This is a genomic window from Halobacteriovorax sp. (assembly GCF_041587335.1).
In the GTDB taxonomy this organism is placed as follows: Bacteria; Bdellovibrionota; Bacteriovoracia; order Bacteriovoracales; family Bacteriovoracaceae; genus Halobacteriovorax.
The window spans coordinates 1-23616 of the sequence record NZ_JBFGYP010000038.1; the positions used below are offsets into that span (position 1 = coordinate 1).

Annotated in this window: 26 protein-coding genes; 11 read left to right on the forward strand and 15 right to left on the reverse strand. The window is 35.1% G+C overall.

Features of this window, described 5'->3' with window-relative positions:
- The 9 genes from ABX784_RS07710 to ABX784_RS07750 all read left to right on the forward strand — a co-directional run.
- The coding region (locus tag ABX784_RS07710) for a hypothetical protein (RefSeq protein ID WP_372654438.1) at window positions 1-1128 on the forward strand (1128 nt) is incomplete at its 5' end.
- Window positions 1128-2234 carry a C45 family autoproteolytic acyltransferase/hydolase gene (locus ABX784_RS07715; protein ID WP_372654440.1) on the forward strand — a complete coding sequence of 369 codons (1107 nt, stop codon included), beginning with the start codon at window positions 1128-1130 and terminating at the stop codon, window positions 2232-2234. The genes ABX784_RS07710 and ABX784_RS07715, both read left to right, overlap by 1 nt.
- 8 nt (window positions 2235-2242) lie before the next feature.
- On the forward strand, window positions 2243-3433 hold the full coding sequence (locus ABX784_RS07720) for an aminotransferase class III-fold pyridoxal phosphate-dependent enzyme (protein ID WP_372654442.1): 1191 nt from the start codon (window positions 2243-2245) through the stop codon (window positions 3431-3433).
- A complete protein-coding gene (locus ABX784_RS07725; protein ID WP_372654444.1) occupies window positions 3423-4118 on the forward strand; it encodes a CoA transferase subunit A in 696 nt (231 codons plus the stop codon). The genes ABX784_RS07720 and ABX784_RS07725 overlap by 11 nt, the downstream gene beginning before the upstream one ends.
- The gene (locus ABX784_RS07730) at window positions 4118-4738 is read left to right on the forward strand and encodes a 3-oxoacid CoA-transferase subunit B (RefSeq protein ID WP_372654446.1); all 621 of its coding nucleotides are present in this window, start codon (window positions 4118-4120) and stop codon (window positions 4736-4738) included. Before ABX784_RS07725 ends, ABX784_RS07730 begins: the two co-directional genes overlap by 1 nt.
- A 237-nt stretch (window positions 4739-4975) precedes the next feature.
- Window positions 4976-5341 carry a hypothetical protein gene (locus ABX784_RS07735; protein ID WP_372654447.1) on the forward strand — a complete coding sequence of 122 codons (366 nt, stop codon included), beginning with the start codon at window positions 4976-4978 and terminating at the stop codon, window positions 5339-5341.
- Window positions 5334-6587, forward strand: coding sequence for a hypothetical protein (locus tag ABX784_RS07740; protein ID WP_372654448.1), 1254 nt, complete (start codon window positions 5334-5336; stop codon window positions 6585-6587). Before ABX784_RS07735 ends, ABX784_RS07740 begins: the two co-directional genes overlap by 8 nt.
- Window positions 6575-6823, forward strand: a complete 249-nt coding sequence (locus ABX784_RS07745) for a 2Fe-2S iron-sulfur cluster-binding protein (protein ID WP_372654449.1) — start codon at window positions 6575-6577, stop codon at window positions 6821-6823. Before ABX784_RS07740 ends, ABX784_RS07745 begins: the two co-directional genes overlap by 13 nt.
- Window positions 6824-6895: 72 nt before the next feature.
- Window positions 6896-7489, forward strand: coding sequence for an exonuclease domain-containing protein (locus ABX784_RS07750; RefSeq protein ID WP_372654450.1), 594 nt, complete (start codon window positions 6896-6898; stop codon window positions 7487-7489).
- A 2-nt stretch (window positions 7490-7491) separates the two neighbouring features.
- On the opposite strand, the gene ABX784_RS07755 is transcribed toward ABX784_RS07750, so the two are convergent.
- Genes ABX784_RS07755 through accD form a run of 7 tightly spaced genes read right to left on the reverse strand, consistent with a single transcriptional unit; the run spans window position 7492 to window position 14690 of the window.
- Window positions 7492-8145, reverse strand: a complete 654-nt coding sequence (locus tag ABX784_RS07755; RefSeq protein ID WP_372654451.1) for a LysM peptidoglycan-binding domain-containing M23 family metallopeptidase — start codon at window positions 8143-8145, stop codon at window positions 7492-7494.
- Window positions 8146-8179: 34 nt separating this feature from the next.
- Entirely contained in the window at window positions 8180-8959 is a 780-nt protein-coding gene (gene surE, locus ABX784_RS07760) for a 5'/3'-nucleotidase SurE (protein WP_372654452.1), read from the reverse strand.
- 56 nt (window positions 8960-9015) lie between these two features.
- The gene (locus ABX784_RS07765; protein ID WP_372654453.1) at window positions 9016-9681 is read right to left on the reverse strand and encodes a hypothetical protein; all 666 of its coding nucleotides are present in this window, start codon (window positions 9679-9681) and stop codon (window positions 9016-9018) included.
- Between the two features lie 8 nt (window positions 9682-9689).
- Window positions 9690-10262, reverse strand: coding sequence for a hypothetical protein (locus ABX784_RS07770; protein ID WP_372654454.1), 573 nt, complete (start codon window positions 10260-10262; stop codon window positions 9690-9692).
- 2 nt (window positions 10263-10264) lie between these two features.
- On the reverse strand, window positions 10265-12655 hold the full coding sequence (locus ABX784_RS07775; RefSeq protein ID WP_372654455.1) for an LPS-assembly protein LptD: 2391 nt from the start codon (window positions 12653-12655) through the stop codon (window positions 10265-10267).
- The gene (locus ABX784_RS07780; RefSeq protein ID WP_372654456.1) at window positions 12612-13835 is read right to left on the reverse strand and encodes a hypothetical protein; all 1224 of its coding nucleotides are present in this window, start codon (window positions 13833-13835) and stop codon (window positions 12612-12614) included. The genes ABX784_RS07775 and ABX784_RS07780 overlap by 44 nt, the downstream gene beginning before the upstream one ends.
- 6 nt (window positions 13836-13841) lie before the next feature.
- Window positions 13842-14690, reverse strand: coding sequence for an acetyl-CoA carboxylase, carboxyltransferase subunit beta (gene accD, locus ABX784_RS07785; RefSeq protein ID WP_372654457.1), 849 nt, complete (start codon window positions 14688-14690; stop codon window positions 13842-13844).
- A gap of 238 nt (window positions 14691-14928) precedes the next feature.
- On the opposite strand from accD, the gene ABX784_RS07790 reads away from it, so the two are divergent.
- A complete protein-coding gene (locus ABX784_RS07790; RefSeq protein ID WP_372654458.1) occupies window positions 14929-17271 on the forward strand; it encodes a hypothetical protein in 2343 nt (780 codons plus the stop codon).
- Here ABX784_RS07790 and ABX784_RS07795 read toward each other — a convergent pair.
- Both ABX784_RS07795 and rsmI read right to left on the reverse strand, forming a co-directional pair.
- Window positions 17268-18032, reverse strand: a complete 765-nt coding sequence (locus ABX784_RS07795; protein ID WP_372654459.1) for an MBL fold metallo-hydrolase — start codon at window positions 18030-18032, stop codon at window positions 17268-17270. The two genes, ABX784_RS07790 and ABX784_RS07795, sit on opposite strands and share 4 nt — an antisense overlap.
- Before the next feature lie 161 nt (window positions 18033-18193).
- Complete coding sequence (rsmI, locus tag ABX784_RS07800; RefSeq protein WP_372654460.1) at window positions 18194-19015, reverse strand: 16S rRNA (cytidine(1402)-2'-O)-methyltransferase; 822 nt, start codon at window positions 19013-19015, stop codon at window positions 18194-18196.
- A gap of 110 nt (window positions 19016-19125) precedes the next feature.
- Between rsmI and ABX784_RS07805 the strand changes: the two genes are divergently transcribed.
- On the forward strand, window positions 19126-19512 hold the full coding sequence (locus tag ABX784_RS07805) for an STAS domain-containing protein (RefSeq protein WP_372654461.1): 387 nt from the start codon (window positions 19126-19128) through the stop codon (window positions 19510-19512).
- Here the strand turns inward: ABX784_RS07805 and ABX784_RS07810 are convergent.
- From ABX784_RS07810 to rimM, 6 genes are all read right to left on the reverse strand, one after another.
- Window positions 19503-20030, reverse strand: coding sequence for a hypothetical protein (locus ABX784_RS07810; protein ID WP_372654462.1), 528 nt, complete (start codon window positions 20028-20030; stop codon window positions 19503-19505). The two genes, ABX784_RS07805 and ABX784_RS07810, sit on opposite strands and share 10 nt — an antisense overlap.
- 103 nt (window positions 20031-20133) lie before the next feature.
- Window positions 20134-20811: a ribonuclease HII gene (locus tag ABX784_RS07815; RefSeq protein WP_372654463.1), complete on the reverse strand. Its 678-nt coding sequence runs from the start codon at window positions 20809-20811 to the stop codon at window positions 20134-20136.
- A 61-nt stretch (window positions 20812-20872) separates the two neighbouring features.
- Window positions 20873-21235, reverse strand: a complete 363-nt coding sequence (gene rplS / locus ABX784_RS07820; protein ID WP_372654464.1) for a 50S ribosomal protein L19 — start codon at window positions 21233-21235, stop codon at window positions 20873-20875.
- Window positions 21236-21440: 205 nt separating this feature from the next.
- Complete coding sequence (locus tag ABX784_RS07825; protein WP_372654465.1) at window positions 21441-22004, reverse strand: RNA methyltransferase; 564 nt, start codon at window positions 22002-22004, stop codon at window positions 21441-21443.
- Window positions 22004-22753 (reverse strand): tRNA (guanosine(37)-N1)-methyltransferase TrmD, encoded by a 750-nt coding sequence (gene trmD, locus ABX784_RS07830; protein WP_372654466.1) that lies wholly within the window; start codon window positions 22751-22753, stop codon window positions 22004-22006. Before trmD ends, ABX784_RS07825 begins: the two co-directional genes overlap by 1 nt.
- Window positions 22753-23295, reverse strand: coding sequence for a ribosome maturation factor RimM (gene rimM, locus ABX784_RS07835; protein ID WP_372654467.1), 543 nt, complete (start codon window positions 23293-23295; stop codon window positions 22753-22755). The genes trmD and rimM overlap by 1 nt, the downstream gene beginning before the upstream one ends.
- Window positions 23296-23616: the final 321 nt, after the last annotated feature.

A 23616-nucleotide genomic window follows, 5' to 3' on the forward strand; every position in this document is an offset into this window, starting at 1 on the left:
ATGGCAGCGAGTATGTTAAATATTAACCTTTCTCTCGGTGCTCATGAAATCATGTACATGACTGAAGACTACCCTGACTTTGAAAAGTATAGAGATGTTCTCTACTACTCTTGCCCTACTACATTTAAGAAAGACTCTCTTATCTTAAGTGATGCTATAAACTCTCCTCTTGGAAGCAAAGATTTAACAGGAGAATTTATTACTGAGCAACTTCCTTACCTCATCAATAAAGTATGCCTATCAAACTTTGTATCAACTAGATTCTTAGAAGATTTATCTAAGTTACAAAATCTATTACCTAAAGAACTTCAGCATGCTTATACAACTTCTGGGCAATCAGAGTGTGTGGATAAGCTAGCCAAAAGTATCTGGTTTAACCAAGAAGAAAAAACAAATCATATGATCACTTTTAAGGGACACTACTTTGGAGAGGGAAGTTTTCTTTCAAGATCTTTAAGTATCAATGATGACAATTTTTTCAATGTTACTCACTTAGACCACCCTACAGAAGACAACATTGACTCTATAATTGAAGAATTAAGAAATATATTAAGCACTAATAAAACTATGGCAGTTTGGATTGAGCCTCTCTTACAAAACTCAATGCAAAAAGTATCAAAAGATGTTCTTAAAAAGATCATGGACGCTGCAAGAGAATTTGAAACAAAAGTTATCTTCAATGAAACAGCTTCAAACTTCTATAGATATTCAGGAGATCACTTCTTCACTTCTAACGACTCTGAGCTAACTCCAGATGCTGCAATGACATTCCTTGGTGGACAGGCCGGTCTTTGCTTCATGAAAAAAGAAAACTTTCTAGCAAAACCATTGATGCTCATAAGTACTTGGGATGGAGATGAGTTTTCTTTTGCAAACAGTACAAAGGCCATTGAAAATATGACATCTGATTTAGATAAATATTTCCAGGTTAGGCTAGACTTCACAAACAAACTCACTGAAATCCTAGAGCAACACCAAATTTCAGAAATGGAAATTGAAAATGGATGTGGATACTTTATTGGTAATATCTCGGTTCAACTTCAAAGATACTTTCTAACTGAAGGAAATAAATTCATTGTGAATCCTAGTTACTCAGCAATGAAAGAATTTTTAAAGGAAGAGTTATAATGAATGATTCAGGGTTTCCTATTCTTAAGTATGTGGCAGGCCAAAGTTATCACGACTGGGGGCTATCACATGGTGAAGAGTATAGAGAGCAAATAAAAGATCTTTTCCATATAAGAAAAGAACTTATGCTTAAGAGAAACCCTTCTCTAGCAAACCACTTGGAGCCAATGGCACTTGCCCAATATGAACAAACACTTAAATATTGTGGAGAATCAGCTAAAGAGATCCAAGGCATTGCCTCGGGAAGTAATCTTACACTTACTGATATTGTAATCCTAAATAATTATACTGACTTTAGAGATATTGAGTTACTTGATCAAGGCTGTTCAACAGTACAGGTTCAAAATGAAAAGAATATCTTAAGTGGTCAAACATGGGATATGCATTCAAGCGCAAAGAACTACTTATGTATAATTGAAATACCTGAGACACAATATGCAAGTAAATCACTAATTTTAACAGTTACAGGCTGTGTGGGACTTATGGGAATAAGTGCAGATAGTTGCCTAATTGGAGTGAACAATATTAATACTACTAAAGCAGAGAAAGGTTTAATTTGGCCTTCTTTAGTTCGAAAAGTATTAGAGGGTAAGAACTTAACTCAAATGAGAGATATCTTGACTAAGGCCCCGGTAACTTCTGGTCATAACTATTTAATCTCTACTCCTAACGGAGCTGAGCAATGGGAAATTACACCGACTCAAAAAGACCTAGTACACGCACATGGTGACGGTGAAAGTGGTGTCTCTTTTCATACTAATCACTGTCTCGGGGAAAATGTCGCTAAGATTGAAAGTGATAAGAATGTGAGCGCGACTAGTCTTCCTAGATTTGAAATACTGAAAGACAAGGCCAGCGAAGTTACAAATAGTGTGGAATTAAAAGCATTACTTCAAAGTCATGAAGGATACCCTACATCTATTTGTTCACATTATGATACTGGAACATCAAAAGACCCTTCACAAACTTGTGGTGGTGGAATGGCAAACCTTTCAACTGGAGAGATTCAGTTTTGGAGAGGTTGTCCTGAATATGACAAAAATTATAAAGAGTATACTTATCAATTAAACAGTGAAGATAAATCATTCACACTTAAAAAAAGTTGAGTTAGCACATGAAAAACTACCCTTTCTATCTTACATGGACCGCTCAAAATAATGCACTCAAGATAGATATCAAGGGATCTAAAGGCCCATGCTATATCACAAATGATGGAAGAAAATTATATGACCTTTCATCAACAAGCTACCAAGCAGCTTTTGGACATTCATATAAACCTATAAAAGACGCAATCAAAAAACAATTGAATACTCTCCCAATATCTAGCCCAAAGGGAATTTTTGATCTAAAAGAAGACGCTACAAAAAAGCTACTCTCGTTAATTAATTTACCAGGAAAAATATTCTATACGACTTCAGGTGCTGAGAGTGTAGAAAATGCCCTAAAGATAGCAAGACAAATTACGGGGAAAAATATTGTACTAGCAAGAGAAAACTCTTATCACGGTGCTACTCTTGGTGCATTAAGCATTACTGGGGACTGGAGAAATAAAGATCATCAGACTGTTTCTAAGTGGACTAAGAGAATACCTGATCCAATAGATGACCCAAAGGCAATAGCACTTGAAAAGTTGATCCTGAAGGTTGGAGCGGAGAAAATTGCAGCAATCTGTCTAGAGACTTTCGTTGGTGGTAATGGAGTATTTTCTGCTCCAAAATCTTGGTGGAATGCTCTTAATAAATTAAAGAAGAAGTATAATTTCTTAATTATTTTAGATGAAGTTGTAAGTGGTTTTGGAAGAACTGGAAAAGCTTTTGGCTTTCAGCATTTTTCAATACGCCCAGACATTATCTGTATGGCAAAGATTATAACAGGAGGATACATACCTTTTGGAGCTCTTTGGACAACCAAAAAAATATCAAAAGTATATGATACAAAAGTTTTGAGCTGTGGATTAACAAATTACGCTCACCCACTTGGACTTGCAGCAATGAGTGCAGTCATCGATGATATTACTTCTGACCAATTTAAGATTAACTTTAGCAATTTAGAACTTAAACTCATAGAGGCTAAGGATAAACTATCTCAACTCTCCACTGTTAGCGATGTGAGACAAGTGGGTCTTCTGATGGCCGTAGATTTAAAAACTAAGCCCGCCTTTGAGAAGTTTATTGAACAAGAGATACTTGTTGCGATAGTAGGGCAACGCTTAATTATCGCTCCTCCATATACTATGACACCGGCCAAGCTAAAGTCACTTCTAAATAGAGTTTACAATATTTTAAAGGAAAAAGATGAAAACTAAAATATATAAGAATGCAAAAGAGGCCTGTGCAGATATAACATCTGGCTCTAGTGTCATGAGTGGCGGCTTTGGCCTTTGTGGAATTGCAGAAAATTGTATTGATGCATTAGCAGGTCTAGATATTAACGACTTAACAGTAATCTCTAACAACATTGGTAATTCTGGAAGAGGACTAGTTAAAATATTAGTACAAAATAAGATATCTAAGGCCTTTTGTTCATATGTAGGTGGAAACCCAGATCTTGAAAAACAAATGTTTGAAGGCACTGTTCAAGTAGAGTTAGTTCCTCAAGGAACTTTTAGTGAGCGCATCAGGGCCGCAGGACTTGGAATAAGGGCCTTCTATACTCCTACTGGTTATGGAACCCTTGTAGCAGAGGGTAAAGAAGTTAAAGAGTTTGATAAGCCATGTATTCTTGAGACAGCACTGCATGCAGACTACGCAATCATTAAAGCTCAAAAAGGTGATAAATATGGAAACCTCTGGTTTAAAGAAACTGCCAGAAACTTCTCACCTCTTATGGCCATGGCCGCAAAGACAACGATAGTTGAAGTTGAAGAACTAGTAGAACTCGGAGACATACCTGCAGAGGACATCCACCTTCCAGGAATATTTGTTCAAAGAATATTTCAAGGTTCTAATTACAAAAACGATATTGAATTTTTAAAAGTTGAGGAAGAGTAATGACTTGGTCAAAAGATGAAATGGCAAAAGAAGTAATTGAGCTTTTTGAGCCACAAAGCTCTGTAAATCTAGGAATTGGACTACCAACACTTGTTGCTCAATATATTCCTTCAAATCTAGAAATAATGATTCACTCTGAAAATGGAGTTCTAGGTGTGAAGGGTAGGCCAAAGCATGACGAAGTTTCTCCTACCCTAATTAATGCAGGTAAAGAGACAATCTCAATCAAAGATGGTGCGAGCTTTTTTGATAGCTCTCTTAGTTTTGGTATGATTCGTGGTGGACATATCGACTACTGTGTACTTGGAGGAATGGAAGTTGATACAAAGAGATCTTTAGCAAATTGGATGATCCCAGGAAAGAAAGTTACTGGAATGGGTGGAGCAATGGACTTAGTAAATGGTTCACGCTGTGTAATAGTAATGATGTCTCACTTTAGTAAAGATCAAACGTCTAAATTAAAGCAAACATGCTCTCTACCATTAACAGGAGTAGATGTTGTAGACGTTGTTGTAACAGATTATGGAATATTTAAACCAGTAAATGGTAAGTTTGAAATTATAAAACTTGCTAGTGGTATTACGAAAGAAGATTTGAAAGATTTAGAAATTTATAGATAGAAATAAAAAAGGGGCCCCCTGCAAAGTGGCCCCTTCTTTCGGCATCCTGCCTCATACGTAATTGACTTCCTGTCATTTACAAATAAAGTATAACCTGTTTTTAGAAAAAAATAAGAAAAAACTTTTCTAGGCAATTCTTTCCAAAAAATAAGAATCAAATATAAGAGATCGAGTTGACAAAAATTTATTACAGTCTATTCTATTAGTATAAGAACAAGTTACATAAGTAGTGTCATTATGGGTCCAATCCAAAAAGTCTATCATTCAGTTAGAGAGTTATTCTTTCCAAAGCACTACAAAATACAATCATTTACATTTTATATTCCCTCACCACCAATACGTAAGATTGGTTACAGAGAAAAAGAATTCGATAAAATATTTTATTCTTTTATAAATAGAGGCTTTCAGATTATAGATATTAAGACTCAATCAAATACTGGTTCAAACCAGTCTGGTATGTGGGTATTAATTCTAGTTAAGTCTCTAAAGGAATCAGCTTCTTCACTAAATTTTGTTGAAGATGAATTATCTGAGTACTCACTAGAGCAAATTGAGGAAATGGACCAAGAAGTTATTGATGGTCTCTATCACTTAGATGATTAGTAAACTTGCAACCTTCCTTATTTCTTCATCCTTGTTAGTTAGTTGTAGTCTATTCATTAAACTAGATCAGCCAAATGAGGAGATTGTCTTTAAGAAAGATTTAAATAATAGAATATGCTCTGTTAAAAATAATGAGCTAACTCTCACTAGTTCATCTAGTGGCGATCACGACCTCTTTCAAGAGCGAATTGAAATTGCTGCTAAAAAACATAAATTAAAGCCTATTGATGTTTTTGTTATTTGGTCACTTATTCAAATGCACATAAGGCCAGAGAAGGTCTCTCCAGGTTCTGCAATTCAGTTTGTTGATACAAATGATAAGTCACCGGTCTATGAGAACTACGCTCTTAAATCTAATAATGACTCCAACCTATTTTTTAATTCTCTAAAAGATTTACTCAGAAGGTATAAATCTAGAAGGTCATTAAATTACCTAGCAAGAATTGTTGATGATATTCTTCCTTACCAAACATCTGTAGATAAAGAACTTGCACTCTTTCTGTTAAATAATAAAGCAAGTCTAATTAACAATAAAAGCTTAAAGAAGTTTTTCTTTAAAGGGGATCAAGTTTTAAGACCTGGAGAGGGACTTAAGACCTTTAAGCTATGGCCTCTAATCAGCCAAGCAAGTTATAAGAAAAATAAGAAAAACTCTCACTTATTTTCCTTTAATATAGGTAATGGAAAAATAGCAAACTGTAATTTTGATATGAGAATCTATCAAAATGCTGTCTATTTAATAAATAAGGATAAGGGGCATAATGCTCATCCTTACTCAATAACTTATAAGGGTGAAACATTTTTTGGAATAAGCAATCAATCTCCAAATACATCTAAAAACTATGAAGGAACTTACTCCTTCTTTCCAGAAAACCTGGGTATTCAAAATGCGGTATGCTTTATCAAAACTCCAGAAACAAGTCTCTCTCTAATATCTACAAAGGGAAGAGATAGTGGTCAGCACCTATTCAATATGATTGAATACAATATTGCTGGGGCCAAGACACCACAAGAAGTATTAACTGTATTAGATTTTCCAAGATATCTCTTCCTACTAAATCCAGAGCGTATGATTTATGAGTCGGATCGATCAACAGAAAAGCAAACACAGACTTTCTTAAATACAAGCTTTCCAATTTACCATAAATCAAACCTAGGAAGTGTTTGGATTCACTATAAACGGGGAAGTACGAAGTCTCTCCTTATTGATGACCGAGTTCCTAATTATAAGTCATGCAACAAGTAATCATTTTCGGGCAAGCATCCCAAACTGAGATACAAAAAATTCAACTTCAAGCAGAAGATTTAGATAAAACTATTTTAGAATTTTTACAGGACAATAACATCCCAGTTGCCAGTTCATGTATGGGCGAAGGTGTTTGTAAAAAATGTGTTATAAATGAAAATATATTAAGCTGCTTTAAACTCGTAAGAGATATCCTAGAGTGGGAAAGTCCAACCATTTACATTAGTTATTTATAGAAAGCTCTTGGCGGCGGCCCAGAATTTAATTAGAATAATCAAAGAAATTAATAGTTAATTAGGAATAAAAAAATGAAATACCTCTCTTTTGATATTGAAGCAACAGGGCTAGCAGAGAATGATTATATAATCGAATTTGGAATGGTTCCCTTCTGTAGTGAAACAGGAGAAATTGCTCACCACTTAGAAAGAAATTGGTATATAAAATGCCCAAGCTTTGAAGAGCTAAAACCTAGACTTGATAAATGGGTAATAGATCACAATACAGAACTTATAAATAAAGCTCATAATGAAGGCGAAGAACTTCAAGACTTTAAAAACCTTCTTGAACAATATCTTCACGATGAAGAAGTCGTTAAGTACTTTGGAAAATCAGATAAAGATAAAATTGTCCTATTTGGAAAATCATTAAATGCCATAGACCTTCCATTTTTAAATAGAGATCTTAGCTGGAACTTTATGAGAGAGCATTTTCATCATCAAGTGCTTGATCTTTCAAGTGTTGTGAGAAGTCTTTGTGATATGAAGCTTCTTCCAGATGCCTGTCAAAGTGGATCTGGATTAATGAAGCATTTCAATATGGGAGATGTCGCTCATACAGCTTTAGAAGATGCGGTTAATACCGCTAAACTCTATCTACTAATCATGGACTCACTTAAGAAATAAGACTACTTGCTCTTATAACTAACAAAACTATTTGGGTCTAATGCCTTAGAATTTCTTCGAACTTCAAAGTGTAGGTGAGGGCCTGTTGATCTCCCAGTACTTCCTACTAGTGCAATGACTTGTCCCTTGTGAACCTTCTCACCTTTAGTTGTATAGTTTTTTTCTGCGTGAGCATATACTGAGAAAATTCCATTCTTATGTGCAATTACAGTGATATTTCCGTAGCCACCTAATTCTTTTCCTGAATAGACAACAACACCTGAGTCTACACTTACAATGTGAGCTCCAGTACGCGCAGGAATATCAATTCCATCGTGGTGTTTTCCCCACCTACGTCCAAAACCTGAACTGATTCTAGAGCTTGAAGGAACTGGCCAAGCATACCTTCCACTCGCCATATATTGAGCAGTACTTGCTGGCATACGAACGGCCTTAGCACCCATTAGACCTCTTTGAAGTGGTACAAAGAACCACTCGCCGACTTTGAGTGCTTTTTTATTATTTGCTTCTTCAAGAAGCCACTTATCAACTTTAAACTCTTTAGCTATCTTAACGTATGAATCACCTTTTCTGATTTGAACATATTGTCCACTTCCCATATGAGAACAAGAAAAGCTAAACACCGTTAGCGCCAATAAAATGACAGTAAATTTCAAACCAATCCCCCAATTAGTGCGAGATTCTAAATACTTAGCTTAATTCATCTAAGAATTTTCTCCACTTACTAGGCTCTTCGGTTGTTTGTGATAGTAAATTTAGACAAGTCAGGGAAATTTTTTCCTCTTCAACGACTGAACAATCTGAACCTGCGTCATTATTATGACCATTATAATTTCCACCAATCCAATAGTATTCTCTACTTCTAAAGTCTGTCCTTTTATCAATATTTTCAGAGTATCTTCTAAACCCTAAGTGAGTAACTTCAGCGCCTTTAATCTCACTCTCAAGAACTTCTGGAACATTGATATTAATAACTGTCATAGGATCAATATGCTTATGGATATCTGCTAGAACAAGCTTTTTAATAAAGTTTGCAGCAGTATAGAAATAATCATTATTAGGTGTTTTATTTGATTCAAAGTCCATGGCAGAACTAACAGAGATACTTGGTATATTGTGGAATGTGGCCTCTCTAGCAGCTGCGACTGTTCCAGAGTAATAAATATCTTGTCCAAGATTCGCGCCACGATTTATTCCAGATATAAATAAATCAACTGTAGATTTTTCTACAATATGACCAAATCCCATTAAGGCGCAGTCAGCTGGGTAACCGCTACATCCATATGTATTTTCTTTAATTTTTACGACTCTCAATGGGTGATCAAGAGTTAGAGTGTGCCCTGTTGTAGACCTCTCCTCTAGCGGAGCAACCATAACAACGTTTGCAATTTCTGAAAGCACTTCAAACAATACATTGATTCCTGGAGCATAAACGCCATCATCATTACTAATTACAATATTTAAACTCATAAAAACTCCTAATTTTAGAGCAATATTGCGAATTAAATTCAATTTGTAAAGATGGACTAAATATTCAAATCTTTAAGATATTGAACATGATCTTGAACTTTAGAAAGATCAACATTACGGTAGCAGATTTCAACCTTATTACTAATAGGTATTGAGATTAAATCAAAGTCAAAGAACTCTGAAATTGATGAGAATAGGTTGCTGTCCCAATCTAACTCAAGTGTTAATTTAAAATCTTCCTTAGACAATAAATCAATAAAGAGTGAGTGGAAGTTATTACAGAAGTTATGAAGTACACCATCTTCGTGGAGTTTTAATAGATCAGAAAACTTTAAGACTATTCCCTGAAGGTATTGTGACTTATTAAGCGCATCAAACTCTTTATAATCTAAATTATAGTGCCATATGAAAGGTGTTTTAAAGGCCTCATAGAAGTCGATACTATTTAAATCTGAAAACTCTAAAGTAACATTCTTAATATTTCTTTCGGTTTTTAGATCATCTATAATTTTATGAATAACGAAGTCGGCCTCATTTTCAAAATGTAAGAACATGTTCTCATCTAGGGCCAATTCTTTTTGAAGATTCATAAATGAATGTTGTTGAAGAAAATTAAAACTTCTTGCACGGAAATCAAAGCTGAACTGATCTACGCCAACTTCTTTTAATCTTTGAATAGTTCTTTTGTCGTAAACACCTGCGACCTTAACTAACTTGCTCATCAGTACTATTATACAAGCATTTGATGAAATAAGTCTCTCTGGCAAGAAGTTCCAACAGATTCACAGTGAAACTGGTAAGTAGTTATATTTTTTGAAAAGCTGGCAATGATTTCATCTGAGTGACCATGAATTTCAAGGTCAAAATCTAAATTAGACTTTTCATTTACAACTCCCCATGAGTTATAAAATTGTAATTGAAGCTCATTATCTTGTAATTCTTTACTCAAGTATTCACTGATAGGAAACTTGAATTTAAAGCTCTGACCATGAATGGGAGAATTTAGTAACTTGATCTCTCTTCCAAGTCTGTAATGAATCAATTGATGACCAAGGCAAATTCCAAGAAGTTTATATCTCTCACTAAGTGAATCTAATATGAGCTTATCAACTAATGGAAAAATAGAGTCGTAATCATCTACGTGACCAGGACCGGGGCCTAATAAGACATGAGTAAAGTCTGAAAGAAAGTCAATTTGAACTTTTTTAAAGTCGATAACATAGGCCTCAACTCTAAGATCTTTTAAGATCGAATATATATTAAAAGTGAAACTATCATCAAAATCAATAATTGCAACTTTCAACTTTATTCACCACCAGAGAATGAGTGAAACTTATTTTCGTTAAAATTAATATAGAAGTTAAAAGCAATTGAGTTTTCTAACTCTGTTGTTTTATATGAAACATCGGCCTTCCAGCAATTATTTAATGGTGAATAAATAAGCTGATAATAAGACTCAGAAAGAATACTCTCATCAATATCATATCTTTGAATTGTGTTTAACTTAAAGAGATCATTTATTTTTAGTCCTGCAGTTAAATCTGTAGTCTTATTTATAGGTGTTGTAAAAGAGTCATACCTAAAAGATATTCCGTAGTTCAATCTATTAACAGTGTGATTTATATTAAAATTTAGAATATGTTCATTATTTTGGTGGTAGAAATACTCTGATAAAGAAAAAGAGAAACTTTTCAAAGAAAAACCAGTTCCAATATAAAGCCTCGTCAACTTATCTAGAGAGCTTTCTGTATCAGCATTAAAGTCGATACCTTGAGATACATCAAAATAGGCAACCTTACTGTAGCTAAAGTTGTCTCTAAGGTGTCTTCCATCTTTGAATACATCTAGTTTTTTAGAGTGCTTTTTAATTAAAGAGTTAGACCATTGCAGTTCAAGAGTGTTTGAGACAGGAAGAGTGGTTCTAGATGACACATGAGAGAGCTCAAACTCTTTCTCTCTAACAGCATCATTTGAATCAAATAAACCATCACTGTTTTGAATTTGTGCTGCGAACTTTTGACTACCCTTTTGTTTTTGATCAGCGAGGTAGTAGTGCTTTAACTTGTAAACCTGAGAATATCTATAACTATTTCTAGAGACTTTATACTTATCCTCTGTAAAGGACTCGTTAATCTGAGGAACACTTCCGACATGGCCTTCAAACTTTATATCTTCTTCTTTAGTTTCAATACTTAGACCTTCAGACTTTTTTAAATCAATTCTCTCTAAAGGAATATTCTCATCATAGGATAAACCAAATATTTTACTGACTTCAAAAGATGCTTCGTTTTCATAAATAAAACCACTCTTAGAATATTTCTTATCAGCCGTTTCTTTAGAAAACCAATAATCTTGTCTATCTAGAGATACAGATGACTTAAAATTAACTGGTCCAAGGTAACCAAGGTCCCAAAGAATTTTTGGACTCATATTAACTCTAGTAGCATTTCTAATATAGTCTGTTTCGTTTACATGGTTCTGTTTAAATATCGCAGCTTCAGACTTCCATTGAAAACTAAGACTTTTACCTCCAAAGAAATCACCTTGCCATATATAAAATGGAATTGAATTTAAATGAATTCTTGGCAATGTTTGTACATAAGAATGATCAAAGCCTTTAGGGTTTTCAAATAATAAGTTTCTTTTAAAATCTACTTCTACACCCATATCAAAGTATGAATTGTAGATATTTAAAAATGACTCAAGTCCAAGATCAGAACTTCTAACTCTTTTGTCGTGAAAAGTGTCTAGGTCACGGGTTTGATCTAAGTCAGACATCTCACTAACATAAGAGTGAAAATTAACTGAGTTGTCTAAGTATGAGTGAAACTCCAAGTCCCCACCAAATCTTTGGGAGTGTGTTCCACTTAACTCGTAATCATCTTTACCTGGACGCCATATTCTATCATTTACACCAATAGTATTTAGCTCTAGCCAAGTATCCCCTCTAATTGCTTGCCTAAACTGTAACTCTCCACTTACCCCACGTCTTCCACGTATCATAGGAGTGAAGGTTAAATCATTATGTTCACTAATCGCCCAAAAGTAAGGTAGACCAAAGTGAACACCTTCTTCTGAGTCGACTTTAACCTTTGGAAAAAGGATTCCACTTTCTCTATCTTTCTTTATAGGTAGAACGATGTAGGGAATATACATAACCACAACACCATTAACCTTAATGTATGCGTGCTTAATTCTAATATATTCATTCTTTGTAATTTCTACTTCACGACCTAGGATACTCCATGATTCAGGACAGTCGCGACAAGTTGTGTACTCAGCATCTCTACCAATAAAAGTGTTATCTGAAATTTTAGCTAGGTACTTTCCAACAACGGTATAGTTAGAATTAATGATCTTCCCGTTAAAAACTCCAAGGTAAGCAGTATTGAAGTTATACTCCATCTTTGAGCCAAACACAGTCATGTCACTACTAATGTAGCGAACATTACCTAAGACTTCCGCATCACCAGTCTTAAATGAAATGGATGCTTTTTCACCATAAATAGAGTTATTTTCGTGATTGATAATAACGTTACCAACAGCTTCGAACTCATTATTTTGAGATCTTCGATAGGCCTTATCAGATAATACTTGAACCTTATTTCCAAAAGAAAAGTTAACTCGCTCATCTGCATATAGAGAATCGATGCTAAAGAATACTAAAGCGAGAATTAAGATATTTTTGAACTTCACCAATGAAGTAGTATGAACCAGTGACAATCCATTGCCCTTTATTACTGTTAATTACTTTATCTAAAAACTTTTGCCAATCTTCTACTACTGCGACACCATCGGTTAGAGGTAGCGACGAGAGAGGTAATGCCTTTAAATGCTCAAAACTCGTAACATTGAGAGAATCCCAGAGACATGGTGAAGACTTTAGTATTTCTAAGCTAGAAATAATATCTTCATCACTTCTCTTAGAAAAAGCACAGAGAATACTACTCTTATCAGCTGTCTTATTGGCCAAGAAGTAGTCTCTCATTTTTCTTATTCCATCGATATTATGAGCACCTATAAAGATAAACTTAATATTCTCAATTGTCACTTCTTCTTGTCTACCTTTTGTCACGCTGCACACAAACTTAGATGCCTCACTCAAAAGCTCTTCCCTATTAGAAGTTTTATTAAGAAGTTTATTGATAAAATAAAGAGCTAATACTTTATTACGTAAGAAGTAATCATCACTTTGCTTTAAAATACCAGCTTCAAAAAGGTCAGTCTTATCTACGACACTAGCTATGAAATGATCTTGTTTTTTACGAAGATAATCCTGCTCTAAAGAAGAAATATGGGGCGCACCGTCTCTGCATACTCCAAGCTTCTCTTTTAATATTCCAGATAAACTAGACCCCAAAAACTCCTCATGATCTTTAGAGATAGAAGTAAGTAGCGTGTAGTCAGCATCAAGGAAGTTTACAGCGTCTAATCTTCCACCAAGCCCAACTTCTAACACTATATAGTCTAGGTCTCTCTTAGATGAGAGAGAGCAAAAACAATAGAGCAAGAACTCATAATAGCTAAGCTTTAAATCACTAGAGTATAAATCTGTAAATTCCTCTTCGAGTTCATCATGAGAAATATAGTCATTACAAAACTTAAATCTCTCGGTCACACTTAGAACGTGTGGAGAAGTCCAGAGCCCGCACTTATAGCCTAAACTACTGAGGTAGTCGTTTATGAAGTGAGCAGTCTGCCCTTTACCATTAGTACCAGCAACAGTGATGACTTTGCATTTTGAATTTTTAAATTGAGTTTTAAATTTTTTAAAAAATGAACGAACTTCACTATGTTTTGGATTGAAAAACTCTGCTCCAAAATAGCTTTGAAGCAGTTTATCTAGCTTTTCATCTTTAAGCTTATCGTAACTCATTAAGATTTAATTTTGAAATAAATCAACAAAGTAACTAAGCTCTTCTTTTAACTTATGTCTGTGTACAATTCTATCAACAAAACCATGCTCTAATAGGAATTCAGATCTTTGAAAACCTTGAGGAAGTGTTTGACGTATAGATTGCTCAATAACTCTAGGTCCAGCAAAACCAATTAGGGCCTTAGGCTCAGCAATATTAATATCACCTAACATTGCGTATGAAGCGGCAACTCCACCTGTTGTCGGATCTGTAAGTATTGATATAAAAGGAATTCCAGCGTTCTTAAGCTTTTGTCTTGCAGCAGAAGTTTTCGCCATTTGCATAAGAGATAAAATCCCCTCTTGCATACGAGCACCACCTGATGAACAAAGAACAATTGCAGGAATTTTCTTTTCAAGCGCAATATCCATAACGTGTGCTACTTTCTCACCAGTAACAACACCCATAGACCCACCCATGAATTGAAAATTCATAACACAAAGTGAAACTTCTTGTTTGTTGATTTTACCAACTCCACAAAGAGTTCCGTCTAAAAGACCTGTTTTATCGTAGGCTTCTTTTAGTCTTGTTTTATATGGCTTTTTATCAGTAAACTCTAGAGGATCAGAAGATGTTAAATCCTCTAAGTGATACTCAAATGTTCCTTCATCGATAATAAGGTTTATTCTTTCGTGAGCACTAAGTCTGAAGTGGTGATCGCAATAAGGACACACCTGATACATCTCATCTAACTTATCACTTTGAATAATTTCTGCACAATTTGTACATTTTTTCCAAAGCCCTGATGGCGTATTTGTAGAAACTTTTTTAGCGCTTTTTAGCTTCGGGTTTTGAACCGTATCAAACCAACCCATATGGAATCTCCGTATTTAATTCATATTGTGATAAGGCATGATGATATTAGAGACCTCTTTAGACAAGGTTTTTTTTAGACGCCCAGCTCCTATGCCATATATTTTTGGCTACTTAGATAATTTCGATATGGTTTCCAATCATTGTAAAGGGCTGTTTTTACTGGATAGAAATACCAAACTAAAAAGCTAAACTATTTCTACTAATGTCCGATAAGTCTCCTGAGGTAGAATAAAAATAATGAAGAGAAATAATGTTATTACTATTCAAGTTAACAAAATATTAAGCGTAGGCTTAATGCTTTCTCATTTCTTATTTTTCAACTCAAATGCTCTAGCTATGACTAAAGAACAATGTAGCCTAGAGTACCAAGCAAAAGTTAATGAATTATTAAACGATAAAGAAAAGTCAGCAAGGCTTCTATCAGAAAAGGTGCTAGGTGAAAGTTTTCAAAAGCTTGCCTACGCTCATCACCTTATTGCTGACAGCTCTCCTGAAGAGCAAAAAGAATATGAAAAGAATTTAGACAAGTATATAAGTGAAAACTACAAGTACTCAATGAGTGCTAGTGATGTCATGAACCATCTTAGAGAGTTTAGCTCACCTTTTAAAAATGCTGTTAATAAAAGACACTCATCTGCCTCAGGGGCAAAGAATACAACGAAAGAGAAGCTTCAAGCACTAGTGCTATTTTCGAGAGGACTTGAAGATAAGAAATATCATATTGAAGATTATGAGAAAGATGCACTTTCTAAATTCAACTTTAAAACACATGGTCGAGAAGTTGATGGATGGGGACTATTTGTTGGAGACATCGCCAGGAACTTTTATCAAAGAAGATTCTATGATGACAAAGACAACCATGACGACATTGATAAAAGGTTCTCTGATAAGAAAATTTCAACATACGATTCAGATGTAAAAGATGCTATTAAAGCAGTCAAAGAAGATATCTTAGAGATGGCAAAAAGTATGAATAAAGAGTGCCATGCTTTCTTAAGAGAAGTTGGAGTTAATAGTGGAATGTGTAGCTTGAGTGATCCATTTGACTCTCCTACTAAAGACTTAATACTAGATGCAGAAACAATCCTAAGTAAGATAAATAATCCAGACGCTACTTTTATTGAAAGACCTGTGTCAGTTCACTATGCTGGCGCTCAGTTTGATATACAGAATTGTAAAATTACCGAGAGTGAAGCTAAACCTGGAACATATAAAGTTGAAATGAAAATGAACTTTAAGTATATCCCAGGAGCAGACTCTGAAGACTGGTCTATGTCACTCTTTGGTGGTGGTGATGGACATACTATGGACATAATCAACGATAGGAAATCATCAGAGGACTTTAAGTCTAATAAGACACTTCAAACTTTCTCTGAGCAAGTGACCTTTGACCAAGTAGATATGCCAAATGGTAATCCTAAAGGGCCACTGGAGTTCCAGTTTAATAATAAGGCCGGCGGCCAAGTAAAAATGTTTACAATTGGTAATAATAACTATGAGAGAGACCTAAATGGTGACGGTTCAAAATATCTAATTAATTGCGCCCCAGACGAACTATCTGCTGAAAAGCCTGCAGAGAAAGAGGTGTATGAACTTAAATCTTCAAATGAAAATAATAATATTACACTTACTCTAATCAAAGGTGATTCACCTGCTGATTTTAGCGGCCCAGAGCTGGCAGACTCTACAGTGGAATGGACTTTACCAGAGGGTATTCAGTGTGAAGAAAATCCAGATAATAAACATAATTTAGCATGTAAAATTACGAGTAAAATAGAGTCCCCAACAAAAGTAAGTTATGAGTTGATTAACCATTCTATTAATCCAGAGAAGGCAGTACCACCGTCCAAGGGAGAAATAGATTTAACTGTTACAAACCCTACTCCAGTTGAGATAAAGATAACAAAAGAAAATGATCTCGAATCACATACAACAAGACTTACAGCTGTAGTCACAGGGGATGATACTAATCCTGAAGTAACCTGGACCATCAATTATAAAGATGAAGAAAATAAAGTAGACTCAAAAACTGGCGCTACTATAGAAGTGGGTCTATTTGATCAAATTTCCTATAAGGCGGTAGCGGCCGGCAAGGAAGTTACTGGTGAAAATAGTAATAAACTAACTATAAGTGTGACATATGACGGTGAAAACAGTTCAAGAAAAGAAGAAGTAAAGCTCAAGGCCTCTATCAAAGAAAAAGAATTTAAAGACTTAAAAGGATCTTATTCTTGGGAATGTGATGGAGAGGCATGCGGAAGTGGAACGGACAAATTAACGACAAAGAGAAAAGATAAAGAATTTCCAGTTATTGTTAAATTTAAAACAGAGAAAAGACTATTCACTTCTGGTCCTGTAAAGTTAGCAAAGCTTAGAAAAGATAAAGATAAAAAGAAAGATGATGAAGAGTGTGAGGAAGAGGAAGACGACGATAGTGATCCATTTAGCACTAAAGTAAAGAAAGGTTGTAAACCCAAAGCTGAAGAAACAATCCGCTTCGCACCTAAGTATATGCCACCAATGCAGCAGCCTGTAATACTTCCGCCTTCACAGCCGTATATTACTCCAGGCTTTAACTAGAAAATGTAGCTTGTATCATCTGATCCAAGTACAGAGATCCTATCATTACCCATCATATCAATTTCTTTGAAAAGTTGGTCTTGAAAGTTAGGCTTTAAATGTCCTAAGAAGATTGGTACTTCCTCTGGCATTTTCTTTATTTCTTCAACCATTGTACTTGGCGTATGGTGCTTGGAATCTAGAGCGATTTGCATCATTTTATTTGGAAAGCTAACTTCAGAGAAGATTGCTTTTAAGTTTTTCTTTGTTTTAGCGATTTCCCAGATTCTATCAGTAGGTCCTGTATCTTGAGTAAAGACAATACAAGAGTCCCCTTTCTCAATTATAAAGCCATGCCCTGGACCATCATGATTTACAGGAACTGGAGTGACAGTATAGTCACCAATCTTTACGGGTTTCTCAGACTCTAATTCATTAAAGTGAAGAGTTGGATTACTAGCACTTGGCAATTTTGTAAAATCTGGCCAGATAACATCATTTAATAAGTGAGTCATGATAGAGTTTTTTACATTTTGAACTGTATGTATTTCAAAGGGTCTTCCCTTTTGCCCGAAACAATTATCGGCAAGGAAAGCAAGGTCTGAGATATGATCAAGGTGAGAATGAGATATTAATATATTATCTATTAATATTTGCTCTGGAATTTGAATTCCACTAGCTACTGAGCCTGCATCTATAAGAAGTTTACCGTCTATTAAGTAGCTTGTTGCTCTATAACCTGGAGAAACTCCTCCATGGCCACCAATTATACGTACAATCATTTTTCTTCCTTAAAAAATTATATAAATATATTTTAGCTCGGTTTCTTCTGAGAATCCAGTCTATTCTAATTGCCTATACAGTGAGCAATAGTAAAGCAGAGAATAGAGTATTAAACGCCCTTTCCTCACAGGCAATCCTTACCTATATTAAACACTAGCAACTATTTGTCTTGGTTTAGCTGCTGATAGATTACTTTTGGGTTTTCATCTAATATTTCAGCGAGAATTTTTGCTAAGTTCTTCTTACTTTGCTTTTTTTCAAGATATTCATTTGCGAGGCTCACTAACTTCTTGCCCTCTACAGATTTTTCACTAGATTGATGATTAATCAACAAGACAATCTCACCTACACTCTTAATCTCAATACTTTCCCAATCTTTTGCCTTAAACCTATAAACTGTTTCAAACTTCTTAGTCAGCTCTCTTGCTACTGCAATATTAGATTCAGGTAGAACATCAGCTAAAACTTTTAATGTTTTTAATAATCTATGAGGACTTTCAAAGTAAATAAATGTTCCACTAAACTGAAGTAAGTTTGAAAAAGTCTCTTTCTTTTTTGAGTCATCTCTAGGAGTAAAGCCATAAAAAGTAAATGGCTGAGGAGGAAGTCCGCTTAGCTCAAGCGCAGTAATTACAGCACTCACACCAGGGCAAGTCTCTATCTCAATCCCAGCATCTACGCATGCCTTAACGAGTGGAAAAGCAGGATCAGATACAATTGGGCTTCCAGCATCAGAAACGAGAACATAACTTGTACCACTCTTTAGCTTTGTCACATAGTGGTCAATCTTAGATTTAGAGTGGTCATGAAATGAATCCACTTCCTTATGTGAGCCATCTACGTCTAAAAGATCAAAAATCTTTCTTAAATTTCTTGTATCTTCTGCGAGAAAAAGTCTTTCATTTCTCAATGTTTCTAACGCCCTAGGAGTTATATCGGACAAATTCCCAATAGGGAGTGTAACAAGTTTTAAAGTAGACAAGGACAATCCCCTTTTATTTGACGCGGTGAAATAAATACCGGCTTAATTCTATAAATATCAAATGGTAGAATAGATTAGTTCTTGCGAAGATTCAACGAGGAGTCACATATATGAGTTTAAAAGCACAAGTACGAACAGATTCACTTGGAAATATTACTGTCCACATGGAAGGCGGCCTAGATTTTGAAAATAGCCTACCTTTTAGAAGAGAGCTCGAGGGACTTATTAACGATAACCCTCTTTCAAACGTTACGCTTGATATGAACGGACTAGACTTCGTAGGATCATCTGGAATTGGAGTTTTTGTTGAAACTCTAAGAATACTCAATGATAAAAAGAGTCAAATTAAGCTTTCAAATGTAAAGACTGAGTTTCTTAAAGTATTTAAGTTATTTGAGTACGATGCAATGGAAGCAATGATTATGGACTTTGAAAACGACGATACCGAGACTCTAAATACTAGATACGGAAATCGTCGCAAGACATTTCAGAACTGATAATTAACTAAATTCATAAAAAAGACGGGGCTTTCTGGCCCTTTCTTTTTTTGTAGTCTCTCTACAGATCTCATATCAAGACCAAAATCTGAACTATGTTCTTTCATAACATTCATTCTATTATAGAAATTCCACGAATCGTCATCTGATCCTGAACCAGCAGGAGTTGAGCCATTGTATGGAGTATTTCCAGTTTCAGGATAGTAATTGTTATTCACTGGAGGTGATACTGGTCTATTGTAGCGATTTCTTTTCATGGAGTGAGAAATAACAACGTAACTACCAAAGATAATTCCACCATATAGTCCAAGAGAAGCACCTTGAGAAACAGCTCTTCCATTTGTTCCAAAGGCCAAAGATGCTGCACCAAGAAGTGCTCCACCAACTGTACCGTAAAGTGCCATTGAACCGAGCGCTTTAGCTCTTGCATCCATAGCGTTTGCTTTTTGAGGTGTAGCTAGAAATGTTAAGGCCAGCGTTAGTATTATAAGTGTAGATTTAAGTTTAAGTAATTTCATTCATATAGGATAACGGTGCTTTAGAACTCTTGTCAATTTTACTTATGAATAAAAATGAATTTAACTTCTTGAGATTATCACCACTAACGCATAACGCAATTAACTAACAATACTCTTTTACACCCTTGAAACTCTTTCTATGTATTGGAGTTATACCAAACTGAACTATTGCCTCTTTATGTGCCTTCGTCGGATAACCTGCATGTTTTTCTAGACCATATTGAGGATACTTTTTAGAAAATTCAATCATCAAGTCATCGCGGTATTCTTTAGCGATAATTGAAGCGAGTCCAATCACGACAGACCTTGAATCCCCCTTAACCACGGCCTCTTCATCTACCATTTCTTTGTTGAGATTTAATGTTTTATTGCCATCAATTAGGAGCTTAGATTTCTTACCTAAGTCACAATCTAGAAATGCTGAACCCATTGCCATTAGTGAGGCCTGTAAAATATTAACATCATCAATTAATTCATTTGATAATTCACGAACACTAAATGATATCGAAAAAGAATTATTAATATGATGAGTATTCACTTCATTCACCTTAAAGTGATCAATATTTAAAACTTCTAATAGCTTCTTTCGTTTTTTAGTAGTTAACTTCTTTGAGTCAGTTACTCCGAGCTCAAATAAGTAGGATAAATTCTCTTGAGTTAAGAACTCTCTTTCAATTAAAACACAACATCCAACGACTGGACCGGCCAAAGGACCTCTTCCAACTTCATCACAGCCAGATAGAACGTCATAATTTTCAAGCTTTTCTAAATCGAACATCATTTAAATCCCAAAAAAAAAAGGCCCCATATAGGGGCCCTTCATTAAAACTTTTTTTAAAGAATTACTTTCTATCGTAATCGATAGCAATTCTTGCTGACTTACCAGATCTGTCTCTAAGGTAGTAAAGCTTACTTCTTCTAGACTTACCACGTTGAACAACTTCAATCTTCTCAACGTTTGGAGAATGAAATGGAAATACTCTCTCAACACCCATACCAGAAGAAATTTTTCTTACTCTGAAATGTCCGTTAAGGTCATTCTTACTCTTCATACCAATACAAACACCTTGGAATACCTGGATACGAGATTTTTCACCTTCTCTAATTCTTGCATGTACAGCAAGAGTATCACCAGTTCTAAATTCTGGAAATGTTTCTACGTTTTTTGATAGGTGATCTTTTTCAACAATATCAACTAAATTCATGGGGTAACTCCCTAATCTTATTGAACTTTCTATAGGACTGACGATATGTCATTCTTGGATAAGTTCTATTCTGTAAACTCATAGGCTCGTTTAATTAGACTCAGGGCCCAAAAAACACACGTAGCATTCAGTTTGAAGCTGCAAAATTACCAGAAATAACTTTGCTAGTCAATCATCTTAATTGTTCAAAATTAGTAACTTATAACTATTTTTGATTATATCTATCTAAATAAATAGCAACTGCACTTCTTACAGATAGGTGGTTGTAACCATTCTCATCTGCACCTAGGATTGGATCTAGCATAAAGTCAGACTTCTCTAACACACTTTCATGAAGTCCCCATCCAGTTCCAAATAAAAGTAAACAAGGCCTATCGGACTCGTCCATTTTTGTCTTAAGCTCACTAGTTGTCCCATGAAAACTGTCAAAGTTTGCCCCAGTAACTGCTAGCAATGGCTTCTTGCCTTCTTTTTCTTCTATTAGAGCTAGAGCATCTTCAATTGAATCCACTAGTTTTGCAATTGAAAGCGCATTTTGCCTATCAGGATTGTAAACACCATTTTTATCATCTTCCCAGTGACCAAGGATTTTACTAACAAGTTCATGTTGAGCTTTTAGTGGAGTTACGATGAAATACTTTTCAACACCAAATGTTTTACAACTTCTCGCAATGTCATGAATATCTAGGTTAGTTACAGAAGTTGTAACAGTATCACCTCTTTTATTTTTTATCGGGTGATGAACTAGAGCTAAGTATAAGTTTTGCACTATTTTCTATCCTTTTCTATTAAGTCAGGTCTCCACTTCTTTGTCATTTCAACCTGTTTATTATTTTTCCATTCATTAATTTTTTTGTGATTACCACTTGTAAGGGTCTTTGGAACTGTAAGCCCCTCGAACTCTGCTGGCCTAGTATATTGAGGGTGCTCCAAAAGGTTTGATTCAAAACTATCTTCCATAGCACTTTCATCATTACCAAGAACTCCCTCACTAAATCTAAAAGCAGAGTCTATAATTGCCATTACAGCAATTTCGCCTCCAGATAATACGTAATCTCCAATACAGTAAACTTCATCAATATACTGTTCAATAAATCTCTCATCAATACCTTCGTACCTACCACAAATAAATACTAGGTCTTTTGACGATTGAGAACTTAAGTACTCAGTAGCAAACTTCTTACAAGTTGAGCTATTCCAAACAGTACCTCTAGGGGCCGTAAATATAACGGCCAATTCATTCTTTATATTATCTAAACTATAATTACCTTTCTCAATAACGCCCTCAACTAATGCTTTTTTTAATACATCAGCGCGCATTACCATCCCCGGGCCACCACCATACGGAGCACTATCAACTCCCTTAAAGCCTTTATCGCAAAAGTCTGGAATATAGAGAGTATTGAGATCAAATTTCTCCCCCCTCATTCCCTGAAAGACTTGTCCAACAACCCCGACCTCAGAAAGTGGTCTAAAAAAATCTGGAAACATTGTTAATATCCAAATTTTTCTGCTCATTACTTCTTTTCCTCAATAAAACTAGGGATAACCATCGTTAAATAGCCTTCCTCAATATTTACTTCAGGAAAAAATTCTTCAATAAATGGAAGCTCTTGAACCTGCTTTCCCTGACCCTTAACTACAAGAACAATCTGTGCTGTATTATCGTAAAAGTCAGATACTTTACCATAAACATCTTCAGTCCCATCTACTAATACATTTAGACCTACTAAATCAGAAAGATAAAATTCGTCTTCTTCAACTTCTGGGAATAAATCTCTGTCTATAAAGATCTCAAAGGGAATAATATCTTCTACACCATTTCGATCAGTAATCTCCTCGAGGTAAGAAATGACTTTATTACCAAAGGCTATAGACTTTATAGTAAAAGTCTCACCATTTGGATCTAAACTACTTTTCTTATCTTTTGGAAATAGTGTAATCTTAGTCTTCTTATTTAAGACACTATCTTCTACATTGGTAAGGTTGAAAGTAAATCCACCTTTAATTCCATGAGGCTTCATACAGAAACCCATCTCTACTAGTTGCTCTTTTTTCATAACTGCCTTTTTAGAATAGAAACAACCTAGGGTCAATCTCTATAGCTTCATAGATAGAATCAATTTCTATCTTCATATCTACCCCTATATTATCTATCTAGAGATCAACCTAGAACAATATCAGGAGGTATATGATGTATGGATTCTTAGGGTACTACTATAAAACAAAATAATTTTTTTAATAATCTGAATTTTAGGCAAAAAAAAAGCTCATCCGAAGATGAGCTTTTTTAAAATAATGGGTGCATCGTGCTAGCCTCACACCAAGTCCCCCTGGCACTACTTTCGCCGCTGACGAGCTTGACTTCTGAGTTCGGGATG